Below are 24796 nucleotides of genomic sequence, written 5' to 3'. Positions count from 1 at the left end.
AAAATTTCCCTCATAAAATGAACTGAAGTTTAACTTGAGGAGGGCTTAGTTTGTCTAAATACAGAAGAGTTTGGTACCCGTACGCCAGTCCCTTCGACCCTTGTCCGCCTATAAAGGCTAAAACGTATTCCACGCCGCCCAACCTATTCCTGGGCTTTCAACCGCCCAATCTTGAACAATTCACACCAATGCAAGCATTACGAACAGGGACACTGTGGAAGGTTTTCTATGATCCTTGGTATTCTCCATACGAGGCTCCAAGAGAGGGTGATCACTAATGAAGCAATTGCCTAAGGAATTTTATGCAGCCATGGAAGAGCTCCAGGCAGTAGATTTTGTGCTTGTGGAACTCACATTATACTTAGATACCCATCCAGAGGATTTTGACGCCATCAACCAATTTAATCAATTCGCCAAAGAAAGGCGACGACTGAAGAAAGTCGTTGAAAGCATGTATGGACCTCTCCAGCAATACGGCAACAGCTATTCAGGTTATCCATGGAACTGGAATGACGGTCCTTGGCCGTGGCAGATCTAAATTAATCTTAGGAGGGGGTAAGGAAGATGTGGCTTTATGAGAAAAAATTGCAGTATCCCGTAAAAGTAAGCACCTGCAACCCCATGCTTGCTAAATTCCTTGTTGAACAGTATGGCGGCGCTGACGGAGAACTCGCAGCAGCCTTGCGGTATTTAAACCAGCGTTACACGATACCCGACAAGGTCATTGGCCTGCTGACCGATATCGGCACAGAAGAGTTTGCTCATCTTGAAATGATTGCGACCATGATTTACAAACTAACGAAGGATGCCACTCCCGAACAAATGAAACAGGCAGGCCTTGATGCCCATTATGCTAATCATGACAGCGCACTCTTCTACCATAATGCTGCAGGTGTACCCTGGACAGCATCCTATATCGCAGCAAAAGGGGATCCGATAGCAGATTTGTATGAAGATATTGCAGCTGAAGAGAAAGCAAGGGCAACCTATCAGTGGATCATCAATATGAGCGATGACCCGGACTTGAATGATGGTCTAAGGTATCTTCGAGAAAGAGAAATCATCCATTCCCAACGCTTTCGGGAAGCAGTCGAGATCCTTAAGGATGAACAAGGGAAAAAGCGGATATTCTAATTTAGAAGAAGCATCCACTTGGATGCTTCTTTTCTATTTATTTTCATGGAACAGGTTGATATCAAACTTTTTCTTCAACATATCAAAGACAATATGTCTGCTCTTCCACTCTTCTTCTTTCTTCCATAAATCTTTGCTCCTATCCACAATCTCACATCGGAGCGCATGATATTCTTTCTCCGCCTTTTCCCGCTTCTCCTTCAATAAAATCATCAAGCCATAAGTTCCGACGGTCAAGATCAGGAAATAAAGGTTTGCTGAATTCTGTACGAAAACTGAAAAAATTTCTGCGAACGAATAGGAATACGGCTTCATCACCGTCACATACAAATAATAAAAATAAAGCGAAATAAAGCCGATTGTCATCCAGACGGACAATAGATGCCTTGATTTGAATCGATCAAATTTTTTCTTGCGATCTATTAAATTCTGAAGCATCCTTTTTGTTGCCTGATCTGTTTTTTCATCCAAATTTACAATTTCCGGTTCCATGGCATGCCCTCCCCTTTATTGTAATTTTTATGAGCTTGTCCCTGGAGTTATGATATTAGATACCGAAAAAAGAAAAAAAGCCAGGAGCATGCACTCCGGCTAATTTGTGATTGGTATTTTCAATACTTGTCCAGCCTGGATTTCATTCCCCTGGATATTGTTTGCTTTCTTTATAATCTGGATTCCATCCTGCGATTTATAATAAGTCATCGCTACTCTGAAAAGCGTTTCACTCGGCTTTACAGTATGGTAAATGATTTTTTCACTGCTGTTGGAATCAGCCTTTTCTGCTGGCTCATCTTCTTTTTCTGCGGCAGAGTTTTCATCCACAGATGCTTCTGACTCTGTTGCCGTCACTTTTACCGCTTCTTTTTCTTCGTCCTCAATAGTTTTCTCAGTTGTGTTTTTATCACCGCTGCTTGATGGTGCAGGACCAGCAGCAACTACATTAATCTTTTCTGTATCATCAATTTCTTCAAACCCTGGTGCCACTTCGTCCTCTTCTTCAGGTGCTCTATGCTCATCATCGCTATTGATTTCCACCTTGATCATCTCAACACCTGCGCGTTCCAATGTTCTATTCAATGGTCCTTTTGCACCTTCAAGATAGGAAATTATACTGAAAAAAGATATTGGCAGCAAAATGAAAAAGAGTGCCATTAACCTGATGACAGGGTATTTTACCTTTACATTCGTCTTTTTCTGCTTTTGCCTGTGGATTTCACTCCTTGGCGGAAGCGGATCTTTTTTCTCGACCGCATGTTCTATTTTTCGCTCGACCCTTTTTCTCAGGCGCTCAGCCTGGTCTCTGATAGGTTTTTCTTTATTCAACGTCTGTACCCCCAATTGCTGCCCTAGCCTTGAATTTAATAATCAGCCCTAAAAAGAAATCAATGAAAAAGTGCATGACAATCGTCACCAGCAGATTATCGGTCACCATATAAATATAACCAATTAAAAAGCTCAGCAAGACGATGTTCAAAAACAAAAACCAATTGAACAAATACCGATAATGGACAACAGCAAAAATTATACTTGATAAAATTAATCCCGTGTTCGTCTGGATAATTCCACGAAAAAGAACCTCTTCACTAATGGCAACGATTGCTGCTATCAGCGCGATCTGAAATGGCCCCCTGTTCCTGAATATCCTCTCATTCAACCCTCCATCATCATAATAAGAGCGTGGAAGATACTTCATCATCAGGAGGTCGAACGCCACCACGGCAGCACCCGCACCAATGCCGTAAGTTATGATCCTATAATCATCCCATAAAAATATTCCTGTAAATTCAGATAAACTATCAAACACTATCATACCTAAAATTGCAGAAATCGTTAATAGTAATATTTGCGTAGCCACTAAATGGAAAAGTAGTTCTTTTTCAGTAAGCCCTGCCACCGTTTCCCTGTATCTTTCCTTCATCATATCCGCTCACTTATTAATAATATCGAAGCCAAATCCTGTTTCCAGTCTATCATTTGTGACTGTTGATCATCGGAAGATTTTGTTTCCTTGAAATGATCCATGTCTATCCCGCAATTGCTGCAGCAATCAATTGGCCTGTCTTCAATTTCTTCGTTGAAAACCTTTAAGATAACCATTCTTTTGCATTCCCTGGTATGTACCCACTCAAGCATTTGTTTGATCTTTGCATTTTTAACCTTGAGACGGCTTTCTACCACATTGATTAACTTGTCCTTGTCCTGAGGATAATCAATCACCTCGAAATGAGAAAGGTAATTTTCGACGATTCTCCATTGGATTTCTGTGAACCCACAAAAAATGGATGCCTCTTCAGCATGCTGATCCAATTCCTGATATTGGAGCTTATGGTCTTCAAGGAAGGTAAAGAGCCGATTAATTTGGATTCGATCAGGAAGCTCACCTTCTGCCAGCTGATAGGCCAGCTGCTCATCCCCGGGTGAATAAAGCAGGATAGCGATAGAATTCAACCCGTCTCTTGCTGCCCTGCCAATTTCCTGAAGATAGGATTCGATTTGCATTGGCATATGGAAGTGAATCACATAACGGACATTTTCCTTATTGATTCCCATTCCAAAAGCACTTGTTGCACATACAACATCAAGCTGGCCGTTGATGAACTGCTGCTGGATGAGGATCCTGCTCTCTGAGTCCAGTCCTCCATGGTAAGCCATTACTTTTCTGACCCCATTCTCCCTCATATAGCCTGCTGTTTGTTCTGCGACTTTTTTACTCGAAAAATAAATAATTCCCGGTCCCTTTAAGAATTTCACCAGTTCTAATGTGCGGACCAGTTTATCCTGGAAGGTTTCCACCTGTTCTAGAGCCAGCGAAATCTTCGGGCGGTCAACAGAATAAACAATCTCATTCCAATCCTTAAGCCGCAGTTTTTCAGCAATATCCATCCTGACTTCCTTCGAAGCTGTTGCTGTCAGTGCAAGCGTCAGCGGATTCCCTATTAGCTCGCGCACTTCACCAAGCCTGAGGTAATCAGGCCTGAAATCATACCCCCATTGGGAGATGCAATGTGCTTCATCGACTACGAATAAAGAGACATTAATCCTTTTTATCCGCTCTAACACAAAATCCAACCCAAGCATTTCCGGTGAGATAAAGATGAACTTGTATTGATGGAGTTGTTCAAGTGCTTTAGCTTTTTGCTGGGGCGTTAGAAATGAATTTAACGCCACCACCCGTTTTTCTCCCAGGGCCATCATCTGCTCGGCCTGGTCCTGCATCAGTGAAAGGAGCGGAGAAACAATAAGTACTGGTCCTTCCACTAAATAACCCGGAAGTTGATAACAAAGTGATTTCCCAGTACCTGTTGGAAGCATGGAAATTGTTTGCTTCTTGTTTAGCACCGATTCAATCGTCTCTTGCTGCCCGGGCCGAAAATCGGCAAAATTAAAATATTTCTTTAGATAATCCTTTAATTCCATTCCGTATCACCATATTTTGCCAGGACGAGCCTGATTTCAAAGTAAGTAGCATCTTCAACTCGTTCTCTTATTTGTTTTAATTTCTTTGCAGAATTCTTTTTGGCTGCCTGAACAACCCTATGCTGTTTTTCAGGAGATACATAGGAATCAATGCTGAATTCCTTCAAGGAAAGGACAATTTCCACTACATGATCCTCAATTGTACTCTCTTTTAAGCTTCTGGCAGCTGCAACTTCCTCCAGTGTGTATCCTTTTAGCAGCAAATTATATGTTTTTTCAGTAGAAAGCGTTAAAGGAACCTTCCGTTCTGTCTGGTTCAAAATGGCATTGAGCAGCGGAAAACCAGAGGGATCGTTTTGGATCCTGTTAAACATCGCATGAAGACAGTTCAAGAACTCAAAATGATAACGTCCTGGTTCCAATCCTGTTATTTCAGCAGCTTGTAAAATAGTCAGACCAATTTTCCTGTATCCTGTCAATCTCAAAACAATCAATTCAGGCCTTGTATTTTCATGATCAAGCGATGCCACTAATTCCCTATATAGCTCCTCTGCAAGCTGATAGCGATCTTCACCATGCAGCCTGATATATTGTTTGACCCAGGAAAGGGTTTCCCTCTTGTTTCTCACCGGGATAAAACCGCGTTCACGATGGATTAAATTAGAACTAACCTGAATGAGCAAAGTCAGCCGCTCCCAAAAAACATCTGTTACTTGATGGTACTTCCAGCCGTTTAAATAGGCAGGATGGGGTACTTCGGACAGATATCTTTCCAGGACTTCCATGCCTTTATCAGTCAGCACGACTTTTGTATCGGCAATTTCTTTCGCCAAATGCTTTTCAATTAGTCCATATACCAAATTTTCAAGTTGTCCTCTAGTAACTGAGGGAAATGTATTGAAATAAGATGTGATCTGGTAAAGATGAGCATCCTGGATCGTTTGAGATGATCTCTTGCCCTGAAATAAATGAAATAAGGAATAAATCGTCCGTTCTCCATTTATTTTTTTCAATAATGCCAGGACGACTCCTTCTATATATGTAATCCCCATAGAACCACCCTTAGAGGTAAAATCATTAAGTAAGCTTCCATATTCGGCTGCTCACCCTATAGCAGAAAAATAATATAGATATATTTTAACATGAAAATACCTCTTAAAATGTTTTATTTTCAGCGCAAAAAGCATTCAATGCCTTGTGTGATAAGCATTCTCAATACTTTTTTTATTGAAATGTTGGCGATACAGTTTTACAATAGGTATGAGGAATACGTTTTCACTATTTTCGTGAAGACAGCATATTATTGTTAACCATTTGGGAGGAATTAGATCATGGCTAAGTACACGATTGTTGACAAAGAAACTTGTATTGCATGCGGAGCTTGCGGTGCAGCTGCTCCAGATATCTACGATTACGATGATGAAGGCATTGCTTTCGTAACACTTGATGAAAACGAAGGTATCGTTGAGATTCCTGATGTATTGATCGACGACATGATGGATGCATTTGAAGGATGCCCAACTGATTCAATCAAAGTTGCTGATGAGCCATTCAACGGAGATGCAACTAAGTTCGAATAAGAACCTACATAATTCCCGCCTCCCAGCGGGAATTTTTTTGTTCATTTTTAGACTTTTAAAAGTGAAAAAAGCAACGGTGCAGGCCGTTGCTTTTTCTTGTATTTCAACTCAAATGAGTTCATTATGCGTTTTTAAAAGATTGCTGCCTTTCAATCCATGTTTTCATTCTTGAGAACATCAACATGAACACAATTGACATCAGGATGCCTTTAACAAAGTTAAATGGCAGGATTCCAGCAACAATTAACTGCCTTGTTTCCGGACCAGACATTGCTGGCATATTCAGGAAGATCGTGTAGGCAGGAAGAAAAACATAATAGTTCAGGACACTCATCAGGATTGCCATACTGACAGTCCCTGCCACAAGGGCGAATGTCATACCCTTCTTTGTTTTCAGTCGCTGATAGATATAATAAGTTGGCAGGATGAATAAAACTCCTGCGACAAAGTTGGCAGCATGGCCTACTGGCACACCCGTTTCACTGCCTGTCATGAAATAATCAAGCATGTTCTTGATCAACTCTACTAAAATACCGGCTGCCGGCCCAAAAATCAACGCAGCAATTAATGCAGGAATATCGCTGAAATCAACCATTAAGAATTTTGGAAACGGCGGAAGCGGAAAATTCAGCAGCATCAATACATAAGAAATACTGCTCAACATCCCAATTGAAACCATTGCTTTTACACTAAATTTTTTCATTTCCCTCTCTCCTTATCGAGATCCATCTCACATAAAGAAGAAAGATTCAGCATTCACATACCATAACAAAATAAAACCCTCAAGATTTAGGCTTGAGGGATACTTTGAGAAGGCATGCTTAATAAACGTTCGAAACCTGCATTTTCCGAACGTCTGCAGAACCTCCATCTTCTCCCATCCAGACTATACTGTCGGCTTTGGAATCGCACCAAATCCTGCCCATACAGGCTCGCGGGCTTAGAGAAAGAACCTCATTACCGCCGATCGGGAATTTCACCCTGCCCCGAAGATAGACCATATTAAATTTAACAAGTTTATTATACTGAAAAAAAGAAGATTTGGGAAGGTGTTTGCTTGTGACGTTTTTATGTCAGCCACAATTCCACTCCTATTACACCCTGTTGTTGAATATGATTTAGAATAGCGAACATTGAATGGAACAGAATGTAAAATTCGGGAATTCGGGGATCTAAATTTGTAAAATCAATGGTTTTGGGAGCGTTTACATTATTTTTATGAACATTAAGCTGATTTGACAAAAGAATATTCGTTTTGTAAAATAATCAGAAAATTATTTCTTTTACAGAGGAGTGGATATGGATGTTTCAGGTGTTAGCTGCTGATTCAATCAAGGAAGAAGGCTTGCAGCCATTGCTGGAGTGGAAACACGCAAAGGTACATATGGACAATATCAATTCGGACCTTGTTGATTTAAGTAAAATTGATGCTCTGTTAGTAAGAAGCGCAACAAAGGTTACTTCCGGCCTTCTAGACCGCATGCCGTCATTGAAAATTGTTGGCCGGGCAGGTGTCGGCGTGGATAATATCGATATAACAGAAGCAACAAGAAGAGGCATTGTCATCGTGAACGCTCCAGATGGCAATACAATTTCCACCGCGGAACATACTTTTGCGATGATGTCTGCTCTCATGAGAAATATTCCTCAGGCACACTTCACCGTAAAGAATGGTGACTGGAAGAGAAATCTCTTCATCGGAAATGAGTTATTCGGAAAGATTTTAGGTATCATCGGCATGGGAAGAATCGGATCGGAAATCGCCAAACGCGCCAGGGCATTCGGTATGAAAGTTAAAGTATTTGATCCGTTTCTCACTAAGGAACGGGCTGAGGTCCTGGGTGTTCAATTATCCACTTTCGATGAAGTTCTTGGTGAATCAGATATAATAACAGTCCATACTCCCCTGACAAAAGAAACTAAAGGTTTGTTAAATGAAAAAACGCTAGGCAAAACAAAAAAAGGCGTGTACTTGCTGAACTGTGCCAGAGGCGGAATCATCGACGAGATCGCACTGGCTCACTTTATTGAAAAAGGACATGTAGCCGGTGCAGCAATTGATGTCTTTGAAGTCGAGCCTCCATCCTGTGACCATCCATTATTGAAACTCGATTCAGTAATTGTTACACCCCATCTCGGTGCATCAACGAAAGAAGCCCAATTGAATGTCGCTACACAGGTAGCAAATGAAATCCGGACATTCTTTGAAAATAAGCCTGTCTCTAATTCCATCAATCTGCCGGCGATGTCCAGAGAGATATACGAAAAAATCCAGCCTTTTCACCAGCTTGCAAAAGAAATGGGAAAAATTGTTTCCGAGTGCCATAACAAAGGAATAAGCGAATTGACTGTAACATACTCAGGTACTGTAACAGAACTTGAAACAACTTTTTTGACCAAGGCGCTTCTTGCAGGTTTCTTTGAAAACCGCATAGATGTGAACGTAAACGAAGTAAATGCAATCCATATTGCAAAGGAACGAGGCATCATGATTGGTGAAAAAGTGACAGGGAACCACTTCGGTTATGCCAACACACTTACAGTCACGGCAAAAGGTGACGGTGATTGCTTCACAGCACGCGGAACTTATATCGAGCATTACGGACCGAGAATTGTTAATCTTGACGGCTTCAATATCGACTTCCTTCCTTCAGGCAACCTTCTCTACATACAGCATATGGACCGTCCCGGGGTTATCGGACATGTAGGAAAAGTATTGGGCGATCATGGAGTGAATATTGCGACGATGCAGGTTGGAAGAAAGGAAGCCGGAGGTGAAGCAATCATGGTCCTATCCTTCGATAAACCACTAGCTGAGGATATGATCGAGAAGCTGAAATCTCTCAAGGACATCGTAACCATCAACAGCATAATTCTGTAAGTAATCAGCAGTGACTTTTAAGCACTGCAATACTAAAAGAGCCACTTGCCCACATTATTAAACACAAACAGGCCAACCAATATGGTGGCCTGTTTATATTTATCCCAACGGATATGACTTACGTTCACCCTTTGAAAATGTCATGATCTCATTATATCCGACTTCTCTGGCAAGAATTAATGCCTGATCGTAATCTGCACCTACATCTTCAGGAATGTGTGCGTCGGATGATAAAACAATCGGGATTTTTTTATCATGGCACATTTGAAGAAGCCTTTTGTCAGGATAAATTGTTTGGGTCGGCTTTCTTAATCCTGCAGTGCTGATTTCGACACATGTTCTTGATTGAGCCAGCGCGGATGTCGCCCTGTCGTACTGTTCCAAAAGGAAGTTTTCATCCGCAGGTACATACTTGAAGATTTTCACAAGATCGATATGTCCAATAATATCGAACAGATTGGACTCAGCGAGCGTTACCACCTGGTCAAAATAACTTTTATATACCTCAAAGAGATCCCTTTTGTCCCATTCTTTACGGTATTCGGCAAGGTCAATCCCAAAATCTCCTATCCAGTGAATTGACCCAATCACATAATCAAAATCATAGTTTTTGATGAACTGTTCCATTTCTGCGTGCTTTCCAGGTGTATAATCCATCTCAATCGACATTTTCACATCAATGCCACTTCTCCATGCCTCTTGAAAGAGTGCAACATAATCGTTCATATCGTAAAATCTCCGCTCATCCACCCAGCTGTTGCGAAGGATATCTGCAGTCTGATAGAAGTGATACGCATGTTCAGAAACCCCAAAATGCCCGATTCCTTTCTGATTTGCAGCATCAGTGAATCTTTTTAGATAGTCAAGCGTCAGTGTGCCTCTTTCCAAATGATTATGGTAATCTGTCAGCAAAATCATCCATCCCCCTAATGACCGTTTTACCTATTATACTTTCATGAAGAGGGAGGGGACAATATATTGCTTACCGGGTGATCAATATTTGCTGTGGCTGGATGACATCTGAAGATAGATTGTTGAGCTTCCTCAGTTCCTGCACGGTTGTTTGGGTCTTTTCAGCAATGGAATGCAATGTATCACCCGAGGTTACGGTATACCGATTTGATTCAGACATCCCAATAACAATAGTATCTCCTGGAACAATATGATGGTTTCTTATATTATTGTTCTTGGATAATGATTCAACAGAAGTTTTGTATTTTGCTGCTATTGACCATAGGGTTTCCCCTTTTTTGACAGTGTGTTTCCTTTGTTTTTCATCTGCCGGTTGAGAAGACTGAGCAACTTGGGATTCGTGATTTTCATTTTCTTTTGTCCTGATGATCGCATCTTCATGTTTCCCGATTACCACATCGTCAGTCATTCGCAGCTTCGCAATCGTCTCAATTGAAACCTGGTCATTTATTTTCCCTAAGGCAATCACAGGTTGCCCAATTGCCGCTTCTCCAAGTGCAACCATTGGATCAATCGCATTTTCTTTTTCATACGTCCATTTTTCCTGATGAATTTCGAAATGGAGATGAACACCGGAAGAATCCCCGGTATTTCCCATCAAACCAATGATATCCCCTTGCTTTACAATTTGTCCTTCTTTGACATTTCGTTTATTTAAATGAGCATAGACGGTTTCCAGGTTGTTCTCATGTTTGATAAACACGACATGTCCATATGAGCCCGAATAATATGATTTTGTTACTATACCACTATCAACTGTATGTACAGGTGTTTTGTGCTCACCCGCTATATCGATTCCTTTATGATGGCCGTGGCGCGTTCCATAGAGATCTGTAACAACCCCTTCTGCCGGCCAGACCCAGTGGGAAGTTAATTCTGGTATGTCGAGCATTTCTGCCTGAGAGTGCTTTCCGCCGAGAAACAGCAAGCTGATAAATAGTGCCATGATCCCTGCGATGAGTAAACGCTTTATATAGTCCTGCATTTTCTTCCTCCTTAACTTTTGTACTCCCTTTCCATCCCTATGACAGCCTGTACAGAAATAGAACCTGATGAATGGAAAAGCAGAAGCAAAAAAAGCACATTCGTTATATTTGGTGAGAAGCTGCTTTTTTATGCAAAAGAAGGAAAATTTGTGGCACTATCGCTAAAAATGTACTGACAGATAAGTACAAAATAAAAAGCACGTGAGGAAAAACATTTTGTTTCTCCTCACGTGCATTACTGACTTTTTGGGCGGCCCCTTTTACCTGCCTGTTTTTATAATGCCATCGTGATCAATTTGATGACGGACACTTTTCTGCTGGTTCCATAGATTTCTGTCCTTCATGACCCCGATGACGGACACTTTTCTGCGGTTTCCATAGATTTCTGTCCTTCATAACCTTGATGACGGGCATTTTTCTGCGGTTTCCATAGATTTCTGTCCTTCATAACCTTGATGACGGACATTTTTCTGCGGTTTCCTTAAATTTCTGTCCTTCATGACCCTGATGACGGACACTTTTCTGCGGTTTCCATAGATTTCTGTCCTTCATGACCTTGATGACGGACACTTTTCTGCGGTTTCCTTAATTTTTTGTCCTTCAAAAAGAAGAAGCTGCCAAAAGCTCTATATAATGAGCTTTTGGACAGCCACTTTTTATTCGATATTTTTCTTATTCGGTGCCAGTGGCAACGGCAGGACTTCGTTCAAATTGAACGGGCCTAGTCGATCGGTTTTTGCATTTTCAAATTTGACACCAGAATATCCAAATTCTTTTGCTGTCAGTAAGATCGCCTCGAGGCTCGGCAGGAAGCTTTCTTCAATTGTTGTTTCTTCCGTTAGAGAAATTGTTAAAACATTATTCTCTTTTTCCAGTTTCGTGTTTTCCAGCTTGAAATCCGCTGGAAGTGATGCGGATAGATTAAGCTCTTCATTTCCTTTCGTCATTTCTGCGAAAGCATAACCGATTGTATCGTGCTGTTCTTTTGTCGGCACAAGGTAAGGTGTTGTAACTCCATCGACAGTTAAAAATAAATAAGCTCGTCTTTGCAGCGATTTTGAGGAAATCGGCGCCTCGTTCATAGGCCCATAATTCCCAAGCTCTATCCCCGGCTTTTTTTCTGTCGTTAACAACATTTTTGATATCCCTTTTCCAGAAAAGTTTTGTGTCATCGAATTAAGAAACATAACTTCCGCTGCACTTCCATATCGAAACTTATGATCTGCTTTTACATCCAGAGTCAAAGTTTCGGTTGCTTCATCATAACTCCATGTCGCGTCCAGTGGATAATAATCTGAAAGTCCCCACTCTTCTTCCTGAAGCTTCGGCATTGTTTTTGTGAAACTATCAACCCAGTTTTCCCCATCTTCTTTTGGAACAGTTACAGTAACCGGAACAATCGACTGTGCTTGTATATCGGGTATTGCGTAGGTAAGAATCTCCGTAGTCGCGATGTCCACTTCTTCTTCGTATAGAGAGATCAGGCTGTCGAAGGTATTTTTCTCATCCAGCGCCCTGAAATCCTTTGCCTTTTGATCTTGACTATCCTGCGCATCCATCAAAGTGTTTTCCTGCTTACCTGCACTCTCTTCTGCAGCATCGTCCCTGATGGCTGTTTCCATTTCCATCGAAGATTTATCACCAGTGGCTGACTTGCTATCCATCATTTTATCTGCAGAATGGTTGACTCCCATCAAACCCGGTGAGAGGATGAAGGCGAGAAAGAGGACTGCTGCCAAAGCGGCACTCGGGATAATCCATGCAGGCATCTTTCTTTTTTCTACACGATGGGCAATATTTTGATAAATGTCACGAGGATCGCGATGATCTTTTATCTTAGGCATTTGGCCGAGGAGTTCTTCTAGCTGTTTATCGCTTAACTGTGACTTTTTCACTAGTCATCCCTTCCTTTTCGATCATTTCTTCCATCAGCTTTTTCAGCGTCTTTAAAGCTCGGTGTTGGGTAGTCTTAACCTTGCTTTCGGTCCAGGATAAAGCTTCTGCGGTTTCCGTGATCGTTAATTCATGAATATAGCGCATGATGATAACCATTCGCTGGTCAACCGTGCATTGATCAAGGCACCTGTACATCATTTGAATTTCTTCGCTTTGCAATGCCAAATCTTCTGGCAGCGGCTGTTCGTCCCTTACCTGGCGAGCCGACATATCGAAGGATTCGAGCAAGCGTTGTTTCCAGCCTTTTTGTTTGCGGAAATGGTCGATTGCGACATTCTTGGCAATCGAAAACAGCCACGTCTTTTCGCTGCTCTTGCCCTCAAAACGGTCATACGCCTTCAAGACACGGATGTACACTTCCTGTACAAGGTCTTCTGCCAGCTCCCTGCTTTTCACCATATAAAATAAAAATTGAAAAACGTCATGATGATATTTATTGTATAATTCATCAAAAACGGAGTTCATAGGTCTTTTCGCCTCCGTATTCATAATATTAGTCGTATGTAGTTAGTAAAAGTTTCATCTTAACTATATTATTTTTAGATTGGAAATGAAAGGCTTTTTCGAGGACAAAATAGTCACTGCTTCTTTTTAATTTTCAATTGTATTCGAGGGATTATAGGAAATCGTCCGTAATCAAGAAAAGCCCATTCCGCCGTGGAATGGACTTCTCTCACTGCCGATCATTGTTCCTTGTGAATCAAGAATAGTCGGCAAGTTATTCAATATTTCGCGGAATCGAAAAGGAAAATGTCGTTCCTTGTCCGAGTTTGCTCTTTACCGCAATATTTCCGCGATGGGCGTCGATAATATTCTTAGCAATCGCAAGTCCCAGTCCTGTGCCTGAAATTCCACGCGTTCGGGATTTATCCGCTTTATAAAACCTCTCAAACAAGAACGGCAAATCTTCTTCAGGAATCCCTGGACCCTGGTCGCTGACCTCAATGGTAAGACCACGTTCATCTGTCCTTGCGCTGACCACAATTGCAGCCGAATCGGGAACATGACGGATCGCATTATCGATCAAATTCGTAAGCACCTGTTCAATCCGGTCAGGGTCAAAACGGAAAAACTCTTCATCCGTGTCAAGCTCAACTGATAACTCGATGCCTTTTTCTTTCACCAATCCGTGAAACTTATGAATGATACGATTGATATAAGGCCCGATTTCAATAGATTCAACAGAAAGAAGAATATGACCAGCTTCCATACGGGCCAGATCAAGAAGCTCGTTCACGAGGCGGCCCATTCGAAGCGACTCATCGTAAATAACTTTTGCCATCTCTTTCTTCTCTTCATCCGTTTGAGCGATATCATCGACGATTGCTTCACTATACCCTTGCATCATCGAAATTGGGGTTCTCAATTCGTGTGAAACATTGGCAATGAAGTCTTCCCTCAGTTTGTCCAGCTTGCGTTCCTCGGTCATATCTCGGACCACAGCCACGGCACCGCGGATAAATCGCTTATTATAAAGAGGACTGACGATGATGACCCAGGTCCGTCCCTGGGCAGAAAGCTCGCCGACCTGCTCTTTTTCAGTATTGACAGCGAGCTGGAATAATTCCATTACTTCAGAAGGAACTGCATCTGTGTTCTCAGAAGCAAGCCCTTGCTCATAATACCAGTATCTTAAGAACATTTCCGCAGGCGGATTGGTAATCAGGATTGTGCCATCACGATTGAAGGTGATTACCCCGTCCGCCATGCTGCTGAGGATGCTGGTCAGCTGTTCTTTTTCCTGGCTCAGGGCATTCATATTGAATTTAAGCTGTCTGCCCATTTGATTGAAGGCCGTTGCTAATTCCCCGATTTCATCATGTGTAAGGATCGGTACCTTTGTGTCGAATTTCCCACGGGCTACCTCAAAAGCAGCCTCCCGCATTTTGCGCAGTGGAGCTGTGATCCTGGTAGACAGGAAAAAAGCGAAGATCGTCGTAAGGACAATTGCAACCCCGGCTGCAAGCAAGATGAATTTTGTTGTCAGTCTGGTCGTTTCCTCCATGACTTCAAGGGACTGATAGATGAAGACTGCGCCATTTTGATTGCCAGATTGAGCTAACGGGACACCAATCATTAAATATTGAGTATCATTTGCCTGGCTTGATACGCCTGGCAAGGAGGTGATCATATCTACTGTTTTTTCATCTTTAAAGACCTTAGAAAGGACACGATCCTGCATAAAGTAGGAGATTGGTACATGTGCTGTATCCGCATCCCCCGGTGAATAAAAATAAGTATTTTCATCCCTGATCACTGTGACCCTTGAGTCGTCATCGACCATTTCCCATGCGATTTCAAGACCTAATTTTTCTTCTTCTCCAGGATGATCTTCCAGGACCTTGGCGATCTTTTCAGCAGTATTTGTGAGCCCTTTGCGGGTTTCATCTACATGGTAGTTCTCAAAAAACTCCAGCAGCATGACTGTCAGGATGAACAATACAAATGAAACCAGCAAAAGGATGGTAATCCAGAGCTTACCTACTACACTGCGCCAAAACATCATTCATTGACTACCTCGAACTTGTAGCCAACCCCCCAGACCGTTACGATCATTTTCGCAGCCTGTTCAGAAACTTTATTAAGCTTTTCACGCAATCTCTTAACATGTGTATCTACAGTACGGAGATCGCCGAAAAATTCATAATGCCACACTTCCTTCAGCAATTGCTCACGGTCGAAAACTTTATCCGGAGATTTTGCAAGGAAATAGAGCAATTCATATTCTTTAGGTGTCAGGCTGACTTCTTTTCCATCAGCAGAAACCCTATGAGCATCATTGTCAATGGTTAAATGAGGGAAAACAATCACATCTTTGGCAGTCGTTTCCGTCTGCAGATAGCTTGTGCTTGAAGAACGGCGCAGCATTGCTTTAACGCGAAGCACGACTTCACGAGGGCTGAATGGTTTTACGATGTAATCATCGGTACCAACCTCGAAACCCTGTACCCTGTTCACTTCTTCACCTTTGGCAGTAAGCATGATCACTGGAGTAGATTTCTTTTCACGCAGGTCACGGCAAACCTCGAGTCCGTCTTTACCGGGCATCATTAAATCAAGAAGGATGACATCATAATCGTTGGCAAGTGATTTTGCCAGCGCTTCATTTCCGTCCTCTGCTTCATCAATAATATAGTTCTCTCTTTCAAGATACATCTTTAATAAACGTCGGATTCTTTCTTCATCATCTACTACTAAAATCTTCACGTCTTTTTCCATAAGGTATATCCCTCCCTGCGAATATTTTACATAAACATACGGCATCTTGCCATGCTTTTTTAAAAAAGGCCTTCACTTGAATCAGTGAAGGCTGTCAAAAAATAGACACAATTTATGAACCTGCATAAGAATGCAAGCCAGCAATAACAAGATTAACTGCTACAAGATTGAACATGATGATAATAAATCCAATCACCGCAAGCCATGCAGACTTTTCACCATGCCAGCCTTTTGAGAGGCGTAAATGAAGGAAAGCAGCATAGAATAGCCAAGTGATCAAAGCCCATACTTCCTTGGGATCCCAGCCCCAAAAACGAGTCCAGGCGATTTGAGCCCAAATCATCGCAAAAATCAGTCCACCCAGCGTAAATACCGGGAAACCGATTAGCACGGAGCGGTAGCCAATTTCATCCACAAGATCTAGATTGATATTCTTCGTCCATGGCTGCAATGCTGCCGCTACACGCTTGCGAAGGATCACTCTTAACAACATATATAATACTATACCCGCTGCAAGTGACCAAATAACCGTGTTCAATTTCTTTGCACTGATAATCGCAGGTGTCTCGAAGATTGGTTCAAGACGTTCCTTGTCCGTAAGCTCAAACTGGTGTGGGCCGACAAGTGCTGGGACCGTATATTTCTCTGTCGCAGGCTGTCCCTCTTTATTAATGTAGTTGAAGTTTGCCTGATAATCAGTGGCAGCAAAGTAGCTAGACACAAATACGAAACCAAGAGTGCTGATCAAGCCAAACAAAACTACTTCAAGCCACAGAGTACTTTTGTTCTTCTTAGTCTGGTCAACACTTTTGACCAGATAAATCAAGCCGGCCGCAAAGCTGACAGCCAAAATCGCTTGACCAATCGCTGTTGTTGTTACATGAATATGAAGCCAATAGCTCTGAAGTGCTGGAATCAATGGAGTAACGTCTCTCGGGAACATGCTTCCATATGCAATTATTAATGCCGCAATTGGCAGTGAGAACAATCCCAGCAAAGGTGTTTTATACATAAAGTAAAGTACGATGAAGGCACCTACTAATGACATCCCAAAAAATGTTGTGAATTCAAAGAGGTTGCTGACCGGTGCATGGCCGGAAGCAATCCATCTTAAAATGAAAAAAGTAAGCTGTGAAAGAAATCCCGCAATTGTTACTATGATACCAATTTTTGCCCATCTGTTTGGTGCATCTTTCTTGTCGGCATGCCTTTTATCCTTTATCGCTCCCCCAAAGAATAAAATACCCACTAAATATAAGATAAACGCTGCAAACAGGAAGTTTGAGCTTAATTCAACCATGATTTTCCCTCCTTATTCCTTCTTGTCCCCTGCCAGCTGGTCTTCCGGTGCTTCAATTCCTGAATCTGCAAATACTATATCAAGCTCCCTTTTCAAACCATGCCAGTTCTTGTTTGTATGGGCTGCCGTACACACCTGGTTGTCTATTTTTCTAATCCAGAGACGGCGGTGGTTCCAATAAGCACCCTGGACAACACCAATCATGAAAATCAATCCTCCGAGCCCGATGATCCAAAGCGTCAAGTCTTTCCTGACTGTCAATGCTGTTACATTCTTGGTTTCAACACCATTGAATGCCATCTTGAAATCATTTTCCCCCATAGGTTCGATTGTTTGTCTGATTGCGACAAAGCTCACTTCACCTTTTGGTTTTTCTGGTGAAAACATTTTAAAAATAAAAGCCGGATTATTAGGAATCCTTGACTTGGTTGACGGTTCCCCTTCATCATTGAATTCGAAATCCGGGAAATAGCTCATGACTTCCACCTTATAACCATTTCCAAGATCGTAACTCATCTGAGGCTCGTAAAGGTCAACCTGAACGTCGCCAAATTGCTTCCCTGTTTTTTTATTTTCAAGCTTGAAAGCCATTTTGCTCATTTCATCAAGCTTATAATCTACCTGATACAAAGCAAAACCATCGACTTTTAGAGGTTTGTTTACCTGAATTGACTGGTCACGCATTTTATCAAGCTCCGGCTTTTCTCCTGGAACTGAAGCCCCCTGCTTTTGGTACAAGGTGGCATTCGTTTGATAATTCTTTACTACCGTCCCTACTTTGGAGATTGCCTCTTCGAAGACTTCATCGTCTTTTTCTTTATCATATACTTCAAAGATAAATTGGTTGTTTTTCAAATAGTATTGCCCTTCTGTTCCCGGTATCGCTTTTGTTTCCCCTTCTCTTAACCAGAGAATTTCATCGATATACATCCCTGGAACAAAACGTAGCATTCCGCCAATAAGGAAAATGATCAGCCCGACGTGGTTCACATATGGACCCCAACGGGAAAAACGATTTTTCTCCGCAAGGATATCGCCATTTTCTTCACGAATTTTATAGCCTTTCTTATTCAGGTTTTCCTTTATTTTGTTTACATTATCTTCAGACAATGCGGTTTCGGATACACTGAACATTCTTTGTCGTTTCAAATAGCTTTCGTGCCTTGATACCCTTTGCTTATTGAGCGCCCTGTGCAGCGGGATGACCCGGTCAAGACTGCAAATGACGAGTGATACTCCGATTGATGCAATCAACAGCAAGTACCACCATGAACTGTATAGATTATGGAAACCCAAATCATAATAAAGCTTACCTAACCAACCGTATTGTTCCTCATAATATTCCCAGGCAGGCATCAATGGCGGTATGTACATTTCCTGCGGAAAGATCGTGCCGAGTGATGAGGCAATTAAAGTGATGACAATCAGCCACACTCCTACTTTTACTGATGAAAAGAAATTCCACACTTTATCAATGATGGTCTTGTTATAAGTTTGTGAACGTCTGGCGCTGCCTTCATAACGCATATCCAGAAGCTGCTTTTCTTTTTCCTTCTCATCAAGCACTCTTCCGCAGGATTCACAAAGTATGGTTCCATGCGGGTTGACATGGCCGCATTCACATTTTACTTCGTTCATTGTAAAAACTCCCTGTTCCCCTACTTTTAAGGTTTAATCTGTTCCATGAATTCACGGACTGTATCTTCGTTCAATTCCCCGGTATGGCTTTTCACAATATTTCCTTCCTTATCGATCAAAAAGGTTATAGGCAGCGGATTAATGCCATAGGCAGCCTGGACTTGTCCATCCTTATCAATCATGACTGGAAAATTAAGTCCTTTGCGCTCAATGAACTTGTTTACGACCAATTCCGATTCACTAGAATCAATTGCAAGCACCTGGACACCCTTGTCTTTGAACTGCTGATATTGATTTTCGATATAAGGCATTTCTCTTTCACACGGCTTGCACCATGTTGCCCAAAAATTCAAGAAAACACCCTGGCCTTTATAGTCAGAAAGCCTATGCTTATTGCCTTCCATATCAACAAGGACAAAGTCAGGCGCAGGTTTGCCAATTTCAATCTTCTGGTTCCTATCCTTATTCATATTGGCATACAGTGTGTAGCCTACTGCCAATGCCAGTACCGCAAGTATGATAGTCCGAGTGACCAGACGTTTCTTCTTCATCCTTAAACCTCCCACCGTATTTCTCCCTTATTATAACATTACAATAGCCACATTATTGAAAAGTCTAAGACTTTTTCATAGCCAGAACTCGGAGCTGTTTTACTTCATGATGGGTAAGCTCCCTGATTTCACCTGTTCTGAGGCCATTTAGGGTAAGGAATCCATATTTCTCACGCTTCAGTTTTAATACTGGATGCCCTATTGCCTCGAACATTCTTCTGACCTGCCTGTTCCGGCCTTCGTGGATTGTAATTTCTACGATTGCAGTATCTTTCTTTTTATCGACACTCAATAACTTTGTTTTTGCCGGTGCTGTTTTGCCATCCTCTAGAACAATCCCTCTTGAAAGGTTAGCAAGTTTTTCTCTTGAAGGAATGCCTTTTGTCTTGGCAACATAAACCTTGTCAATCTCATTGCTCGGGTGCATCAGTAAATTCGCGAACTCACCATCGTTAGTCAGAAGAAGCAATCCCGATGTATCATAATCAAGTCTTCCTACCGGATAGATTCTTTCTTTGATTGTTTCAAAAAAGTCTGTAACAACTTTTCGGCCTTTATCATCCTGAACGCTCGAAATGACACCGCGCGGTTTATAGAACAAGAAGTAAACCGGCTCCTCCCCTTCGATCTGGATTCCATCCACTTCGACCCTGTCAGATGAAGTCACCTTTCGGCCAAGTTCCTTAACAACAGTTCCATTGACTTTGACCCTTCCATCAAGGATCATCTCTTCAGCCTTTCTTCTTGATGCAATCCCAGCGTGGGCAATAACTTTTTGCAGTCTTTCCATGAAGGTCACTCCTATTAATATCAAATAACGATTGTTAATCTTAATATCTATTCCATCCTTTTGAATTATGACATAACTCTCGCTGTTTTCAAAGTAAGCAATGTCGTAAAATATCAAAAATAAACTATGACGGTTAATCATTCTTTAACAATTGAATGATTTGGAAAAGCAAAAAAGGAGATACAGTTTTAGGTATCCCCCTTGTTTAACCAAACATAAGTGTAACAACAATAATGGCTGTTCCGATCGCGACAGCGTCAGCAAGAAGCCCGACTTTGACTGCGTCACCCATTTTCTTGATGCCGACAGCGCCAAAATAAACTGTCAATACATAGAAGGTAGTGTCCGTACTGCCTTGAAGGGTAGCGGCAAGTATACCGATGAAGGAATCGGGACCATATACACTGATAAGATCACTCGTGATTCCTAATGCGGCTGTCCCGGAAATCGGCCTGATGAGGGCGAGCGGCACAATTTCAGCTGGTATTCCCATCTTCTCGAGGCCAGGGCGGAGCCAGTCAACCATTAGATCAAGTGCACCAGATGCCCTGAAGACAGCAATGGCCACCATCATACCTACCAGGAACGGGATGATGGACACTGCCATTTTGATCCCTTCCTTGCCGCCTTCTACAAAACTCTCATAAGTAGGGACTTTTTTGTAGGTTCCGTAAACCAGGATAAATGCGATCATCACAGGGATAAACCATAGAGATATAGCTGAAACGATTCCCATTTTTTCTTACCCCTTTTTGCTTCTTCTATAGTAAAAATATCGGTCTATAAAAATTGCAGCTACTGCTGAAACGGCCGTTGCCACTAGCGTTGGACCTACTATATCAGTTGGATTGGCAGAGTTATAGTTCATCCTTATAGCGATAACCGTGGTCGGGAGCAGGGAAATGCTTGCAGTATTGATCGCCAGAAAAGTGATCATTGAACGGCTTGCTTCACTTTTTCCTCCGTTCAGTTCCTTCAGTTCTTCCATAGCTTTTATCCCGAGCGGTGTTGCAGCATTTCCAAGGCCGAACATGTTTGCAATCATGTTGGAAAGAATGTATCCCATCGCCGGATGATTGGACGGTACTTCCGGAAACAATTTTGAAATTAGCGGCCTGAACAAGGAAGAGAGTTTGGAAAGCAGCCCCGAATCTTCCGCAATCCTCATCATGCCGAGCCAGAATACAAGGATACTGATCAAACCGATACATAGCGTAACAGCTTCCTTTGCTCCTGTGAAAACCGCCTCATTCACTTCAGCCATTGTTCCATTCACCATGGCAAATCCAAGGCCAATAAGCGTCATGACTACCCAAATATAATTAACCATGATTCCCGATCCCTGCAATTAAAGTGAAGATATTCTTAAAGAGATTAAAAAAGGAATTGTCCTCTTTTTCTTCCGTTTTGAAATAGACTGGCACACTGGCAATACGTTTGTCTTCCAAATAGACATTCGCTTTTCCAGCCAGCTCCTGATTTCGCATTTCCTGTCCATCCTGATCCTTTTTCTTCAACTTGAATTCCACTCTGACCAGCTCTTCTTCTTCGGAATTCAGAGGGTAGACAAAAGAATGATCCAAATAAAGCTTATTTTTATAATAGGAGTCTTTAATTCCTTTTACCTTCCCTTTAGAAAGAATTTCTGCAATATCATATTCAGCAAATGCAGATTCAAACATCTGAATGTGGTCGTTCCAGTCATCTGGTGCATTGAGTGTGACCGCAATCAATGCAAAGTCATCCTTTTTCGCTGTTGAAACCAATGTTCTTTTTGCGCGTTTTGTATATCCGGTCTTTCCACCAGTGCTATTTTGGTACAGTTCTGTCAGCAGTCTGTTTTTATTTTTCCATACTCTATCCCAGGACTCTGTCGGGTTAGGTGCTCTGTGTACTTTTGTGCCGGCAATTTTCTCATAAACTTCATTCCCCATTGCATAGCGAGTCAAAAGTGCCATATCATATGCAGTTGAAAGATGATCTTCATGATCATCCAAACCATGTGGGTTGGAAAAATGTGTATTTTTCATGCCGATTTCCCTGGCTTTTTCATTCATAAGGAAAACAAATCCGTCAAGACTCCCGCCAACATGCTCTGCAATGGCAACCGCTGCATCATTTCCGGAACGCAGCATCAGGCCATAGACGAGGTTCTCAAGCTTTATTTTTTCTCCTGGCTTCAAGTAAATCGAGGAGCCCTCAGCCCGAACAGCCTTATCGCTCACTTTAACCATTTCATTCAACTTCCCTGATTCTATCGCCAGAAGTGCAGTCATAATCTTGGTTATGCTCGCGATCCTGCTTACTCTGTGGGCGTCTTTTTCAAATAACACTCTGCCTGATTCCTGTTCAATCAAAATAGCGCTCCGGGCACTAACCGAAACAGCCGCCTGGGCATTTCCTGGCATACTGTAGATCAACAGAGTGGCAATTACTATCAGTTTCATCCAAATCCTTTTCATGGATAGACCCTCGTCTCCTTTGGCAGTTTGTACAAGTTTATGCAGGACAAGGCATGTTATGACATAAAAAGGGCAAGGAAGGAGTTTAGAGATAATTGAATTAAACCATAAAAAAAGAACAGCTTCTTTAGCTGTCCTTTTGGAAAACTTATCTGGATTGTAGCATCTTTGTCCTGTAATCTGTTTCATAATATTCAAGTTCTTCCCTGATTCTTTGAAAACCGCTTTCAAGGCTCAGGTGCAGGTCGCTTAATTCCGCTGACACAGGCTGCCTGAATTTAATTGCATTTTTTCCTGTATACGCCGAGCGGCTGTCTTCATACCACACATCACTTTTTGGAGAAAAGAATTCTTCGATGCACTGGTAATAAATACGATACAAAGTTTTTTCGGCTGCAGGTTTTGAAAACACTTCTGCCTGGAGGATGACTTTGCATGCATCAAGTCCTTCTTCGCAATAAACAGCCAGCTTTCGGAGGCTGGAGAGAATCGTTTTGTAGTACTGTTCTTCAGCATGCTGTCCCTGTTCAAGCTTGGAAAGTGTTGTTTCATTAAGGAAGTTTTCCAGCTTGATTACCGTTTCAGACAGGAATACACGCACTTCTTCGATTTGTGTTTTAACAATTGTATTTCCCAAAATGACACCCCCATTGGATTTAAATCTTAGCTGTTTCGCTTAGATCATAACTAACGAAGCTTGCTTTATTCGTTAAACGGGCTGCACAATATAATCTAAAGGAGAACGCACTTCAAATGCGCCTTTTTGTTCAATGCCTTCAAAAATTCCAGGAAGCTTTTGAACCTCAAGTCCTTTAAAAATATCAGCAAACTCTTTCTGCACATTTATATATACCCTTTTGCGATGACGATATCCCGGATTTTTCAGTAAAGCAGCCAGAGCGACAAGATCTCTCAGGTAAACTTCCCTATTTCCCGCCGTAAACACAGGGTCCGCTTCAAATGAAGTAATACTGCCGACTAATTCATCAAAATACCTGACATACAATACATGCAGTGTCTTCTCATTTCCATCTTCAACAAAAGTTACTTCGCTTCTGTTAAAAAAATCTTCTGAGGTATTCGATTTTTCTTTTTCAAGTTCATACCCATTACATTGCTTTATAAGCATGATATTCCTCCCGGTGGACATTCATTCTAAAATAGTTATGTATAAAGAAAATGCTTTTAGCTGAATAGCTCCAGAACTTATCACTTGAATGATCAAGCACTGCTGAAGTTATACACAGAAAAAGCATTTTTTAAGTAATTATTTAGATTTTATCATAAATTCCAAACTTTGTGCACAAAAGCTACTGGTCGATCTCCATCGTTTCCTGGAACTTTTCGAAGAATAGATCTGCATCGTCCTGGAGTTCATCTTCATCGATTTTCTCTGGCAGCGGCGGCAGTTCTTTAATGTTTTTCAGGCCAAAGTAATCAAGAAATTCTTTCGTTGTTCCGTAAAGGATAGCACGTCCTGTACCTTCAGCCCTGCCAACCTCTTTAATCAAAGCTCTTGAGGACAGAGTATGCAGTGGTCGTTCTGTCTTCACACCGCGAATCTCCTCGATTTCAGCCCTTGTGATTGGCTGCTTATACGCGATGATTGCGAGTGTCTCGAGAGCTGCCTGCGATAAATGGGCGGTTCCAGGGGATTCCACCAGCTTTTTCAGGTATACAGCATGTTCTTTTTTCGTAGCCAGTTGATAAACCCCGGCAAGCTGGACAATGGTAATCCCGCGATTATCATCGCTCTCATAATTCTGCTGCAGTTCAGTGACAATTTCACCAGCCTGGAATTCATCTACTTCCAGTACTGATGCGATTTGTTTCAAGCTGAGCCCTTCGTCCCCTGCTGCGAATAGCAGGCTTTCCAGGATGCCCTTCCATTTCACTATTTCCACGAGCTT

General features: G+C 41.9%; 27 protein-coding genes and 1 riboswitch. Of the genes, 5 read left to right on the top strand and 22 right to left on the bottom strand.

The window, feature by feature from the left end; genetic code table 11:
- Window positions 1-50 precede the first annotated feature (50 nt).
- From ACXAEA_RS08960 to ACXAEA_RS08950, 3 genes are read left to right on the top strand one after another with little or no spacing between them, the layout of a single operon-like run.
- Window positions 51-278 carry a spore coat associated protein CotJA gene (locus ACXAEA_RS08960; protein WP_475095547.1) on the top strand — a complete coding sequence of 76 codons (228 nt, stop codon included), beginning with the start codon at window positions 51-53 and terminating at the stop codon, window positions 276-278.
- Window positions 278-538, top strand: coding sequence for a spore coat protein CotJB (locus ACXAEA_RS08955; RefSeq protein ID WP_475095546.1), 261 nt, complete (start codon window positions 278-280; stop codon window positions 536-538). Before ACXAEA_RS08960 ends, ACXAEA_RS08955 begins: the two co-directional genes overlap by 1 nt.
- A 26-nt stretch (window positions 539-564) precedes the next feature.
- Entirely contained in the window at window positions 565-1134 is a 570-nt protein-coding gene (locus ACXAEA_RS08950) for a manganese catalase family protein (protein WP_125480600.1), read from the top strand.
- 33 nt (window positions 1135-1167) lie between these two features.
- Here the strand turns inward: ACXAEA_RS08950 and ACXAEA_RS08945 are convergent, their stop codons facing one another.
- From ACXAEA_RS08945 to ACXAEA_RS08925, 5 genes are all read right to left on the bottom strand, one after another.
- Complete coding sequence (locus tag ACXAEA_RS08945) at window positions 1168-1626, bottom strand: YpbF family protein (RefSeq protein WP_475095545.1); 459 nt, start codon at window positions 1624-1626, stop codon at window positions 1168-1170.
- Between the two features lie 99 nt (window positions 1627-1725).
- Entirely contained in the window at window positions 1726-2457 is a 732-nt protein-coding gene (locus tag ACXAEA_RS08940) for a LysM peptidoglycan-binding domain-containing protein (protein ID WP_475095544.1), read from the bottom strand.
- Entirely contained in the window at window positions 2450-3052 is a 603-nt protein-coding gene (locus tag ACXAEA_RS08935) for a lysostaphin resistance A-like protein (protein WP_475098088.1), read from the bottom strand. Before ACXAEA_RS08935 ends, ACXAEA_RS08940 begins: the two co-directional genes overlap by 8 nt.
- Window positions 3052-4551, bottom strand: coding sequence for a RecQ family ATP-dependent DNA helicase (locus ACXAEA_RS08930; protein ID WP_475095543.1), 1500 nt, complete (start codon window positions 4549-4551; stop codon window positions 3052-3054). The genes ACXAEA_RS08935 and ACXAEA_RS08930 overlap by 1 nt, the downstream gene beginning before the upstream one ends.
- On the bottom strand, window positions 4542-5603 hold the full coding sequence (locus ACXAEA_RS08925; protein ID WP_475095542.1) for a YpbB family protein: 1062 nt from the start codon (window positions 5601-5603) through the stop codon (window positions 4542-4544). Before ACXAEA_RS08925 ends, ACXAEA_RS08930 begins: the two co-directional genes overlap by 10 nt.
- Before the next feature lie 279 nt (window positions 5604-5882).
- Here ACXAEA_RS08925 and ACXAEA_RS08920 point away from each other — a divergent pair, with 279 nt between their 5' ends.
- Window positions 5883-6131 (top strand): ferredoxin, encoded by a 249-nt coding sequence (locus ACXAEA_RS08920; protein ID WP_023627496.1) that lies wholly within the window; start codon window positions 5883-5885, stop codon window positions 6129-6131.
- Window positions 6132-6252: 121 nt separating this feature from the next.
- Here ACXAEA_RS08920 and ACXAEA_RS08915 read toward each other — a convergent pair whose 3' ends face one another.
- Entirely contained in the window at window positions 6253-6834 is a 582-nt protein-coding gene (locus ACXAEA_RS08915) for an ECF transporter S component (protein ID WP_475095541.1), read from the bottom strand.
- A 162-nt stretch (window positions 6835-6996) separates the two neighbouring features.
- Window positions 6997-7129: riboswitch (FMN riboswitch) on the bottom strand.
- A gap of 305 nt (window positions 7130-7434) precedes the next feature.
- On the opposite strand from ACXAEA_RS08915, the gene serA reads away from it, so the two are divergent.
- Window positions 7435-9012, top strand: coding sequence for a phosphoglycerate dehydrogenase (serA, locus tag ACXAEA_RS08910; protein WP_475095540.1), 1578 nt, complete (start codon window positions 7435-7437; stop codon window positions 9010-9012).
- Window positions 9013-9111: 99 nt separating this feature from the next.
- On the opposite strand, the gene ACXAEA_RS08905 is transcribed toward serA, so the two are convergent.
- From ACXAEA_RS08905 to scpB, 16 genes are all read right to left on the bottom strand, one after another.
- On the bottom strand, window positions 9112-9924 hold the full coding sequence (locus ACXAEA_RS08905) for a histidinol-phosphatase (RefSeq protein ID WP_475098087.1): 813 nt from the start codon (window positions 9922-9924) through the stop codon (window positions 9112-9114).
- A 70-nt stretch (window positions 9925-9994) separates the two neighbouring features.
- Window positions 9995-10969 carry a peptidoglycan DD-metalloendopeptidase family protein gene (locus ACXAEA_RS08900; protein WP_475095539.1) on the bottom strand — a complete coding sequence of 325 codons (975 nt, stop codon included), beginning with the start codon at window positions 10967-10969 and terminating at the stop codon, window positions 9995-9997.
- A 657-nt stretch (window positions 10970-11626) separates the two neighbouring features.
- The gene (locus ACXAEA_RS08895; RefSeq protein WP_475095538.1) at window positions 11627-12865 is read right to left on the bottom strand and encodes a GerMN domain-containing protein; all 1239 of its coding nucleotides are present in this window, start codon (window positions 12863-12865) and stop codon (window positions 11627-11629) included.
- Entirely contained in the window at window positions 12840-13391 is a 552-nt protein-coding gene (gene sigX, locus ACXAEA_RS08890; RefSeq protein WP_475095537.1) for an RNA polymerase sigma factor SigX, read from the bottom strand. The genes ACXAEA_RS08895 and sigX overlap by 26 nt, the downstream gene beginning before the upstream one ends.
- 253 nt (window positions 13392-13644) lie before the next feature.
- Window positions 13645-15432 carry an ATP-binding protein gene (locus ACXAEA_RS08885; protein ID WP_475095536.1) on the bottom strand — a complete coding sequence of 596 codons (1788 nt, stop codon included), beginning with the start codon at window positions 15430-15432 and terminating at the stop codon, window positions 13645-13647.
- Window positions 15429-16145, bottom strand: a complete 717-nt coding sequence (locus ACXAEA_RS08880) for a response regulator transcription factor (RefSeq protein ID WP_475095535.1) — start codon at window positions 16143-16145, stop codon at window positions 15429-15431. Before ACXAEA_RS08880 ends, ACXAEA_RS08885 begins: the two co-directional genes overlap by 4 nt.
- Before the next feature lie 112 nt (window positions 16146-16257).
- Entirely contained in the window at window positions 16258-17445 is a 1188-nt protein-coding gene (gene ccsB, locus ACXAEA_RS08875) for a c-type cytochrome biogenesis protein CcsB (protein ID WP_475095534.1), read from the bottom strand.
- A 12-nt stretch (window positions 17446-17457) separates the two neighbouring features.
- Window positions 17458-19083, bottom strand: coding sequence for a cytochrome c biogenesis protein ResB (resB, locus tag ACXAEA_RS08870; RefSeq protein WP_475095533.1), 1626 nt, complete (start codon window positions 19081-19083; stop codon window positions 17458-17460).
- Window positions 19084-19109: 26 nt separating this feature from the next.
- A complete protein-coding gene (resA, locus tag ACXAEA_RS08865; protein WP_475095532.1) occupies window positions 19110-19634 on the bottom strand; it encodes a thiol-disulfide oxidoreductase ResA in 525 nt (174 codons plus the stop codon).
- 64 nt (window positions 19635-19698) lie between these two features.
- The gene (gene rluB / locus ACXAEA_RS08860) at window positions 19699-20424 is read right to left on the bottom strand and encodes a 23S rRNA pseudouridine(2605) synthase RluB (protein ID WP_475095531.1); all 726 of its coding nucleotides are present in this window, start codon (window positions 20422-20424) and stop codon (window positions 19699-19701) included.
- A 205-nt stretch (window positions 20425-20629) separates the two neighbouring features.
- The gene (locus ACXAEA_RS08855; RefSeq protein ID WP_475095530.1) at window positions 20630-21160 is read right to left on the bottom strand and encodes a spore maturation protein; all 531 of its coding nucleotides are present in this window, start codon (window positions 21158-21160) and stop codon (window positions 20630-20632) included.
- Window positions 21161-21166: 6 nt separating this feature from the next.
- A complete protein-coding gene (locus ACXAEA_RS08850; RefSeq protein ID WP_475095529.1) occupies window positions 21167-21754 on the bottom strand; it encodes a nucleoside recognition domain-containing protein in 588 nt (195 codons plus the stop codon).
- The gene (locus ACXAEA_RS08845; protein WP_475095528.1) at window positions 21747-22886 is read right to left on the bottom strand and encodes a D-alanyl-D-alanine carboxypeptidase family protein; all 1140 of its coding nucleotides are present in this window, start codon (window positions 22884-22886) and stop codon (window positions 21747-21749) included. Before ACXAEA_RS08845 ends, ACXAEA_RS08850 begins: the two co-directional genes overlap by 8 nt.
- Window positions 22887-23034: 148 nt before the next feature.
- Window positions 23035-23523, bottom strand: a complete 489-nt coding sequence (locus ACXAEA_RS08840) for a YpuI family protein (RefSeq protein WP_475095527.1) — start codon at window positions 23521-23523, stop codon at window positions 23035-23037.
- Between the two features lie 72 nt (window positions 23524-23595).
- Entirely contained in the window at window positions 23596-24015 is a 420-nt protein-coding gene (locus ACXAEA_RS08835) for a hypothetical protein (protein ID WP_475095526.1), read from the bottom strand.
- A gap of 181 nt (window positions 24016-24196) precedes the next feature.
- The gene (gene scpB, locus ACXAEA_RS08830) at window positions 24197-24790 is read right to left on the bottom strand and encodes an SMC-Scp complex subunit ScpB (RefSeq protein WP_475095525.1); all 594 of its coding nucleotides are present in this window, start codon (window positions 24788-24790) and stop codon (window positions 24197-24199) included.
- Between the last annotated feature and the right edge of the window lie 6 nt (window positions 24791-24796).

This window comes from Mesobacillus sp. ABV4_180 (genome assembly GCF_056158485.1).
This window is presented reverse-complemented; position numbering and strand designations above follow the sequence as displayed.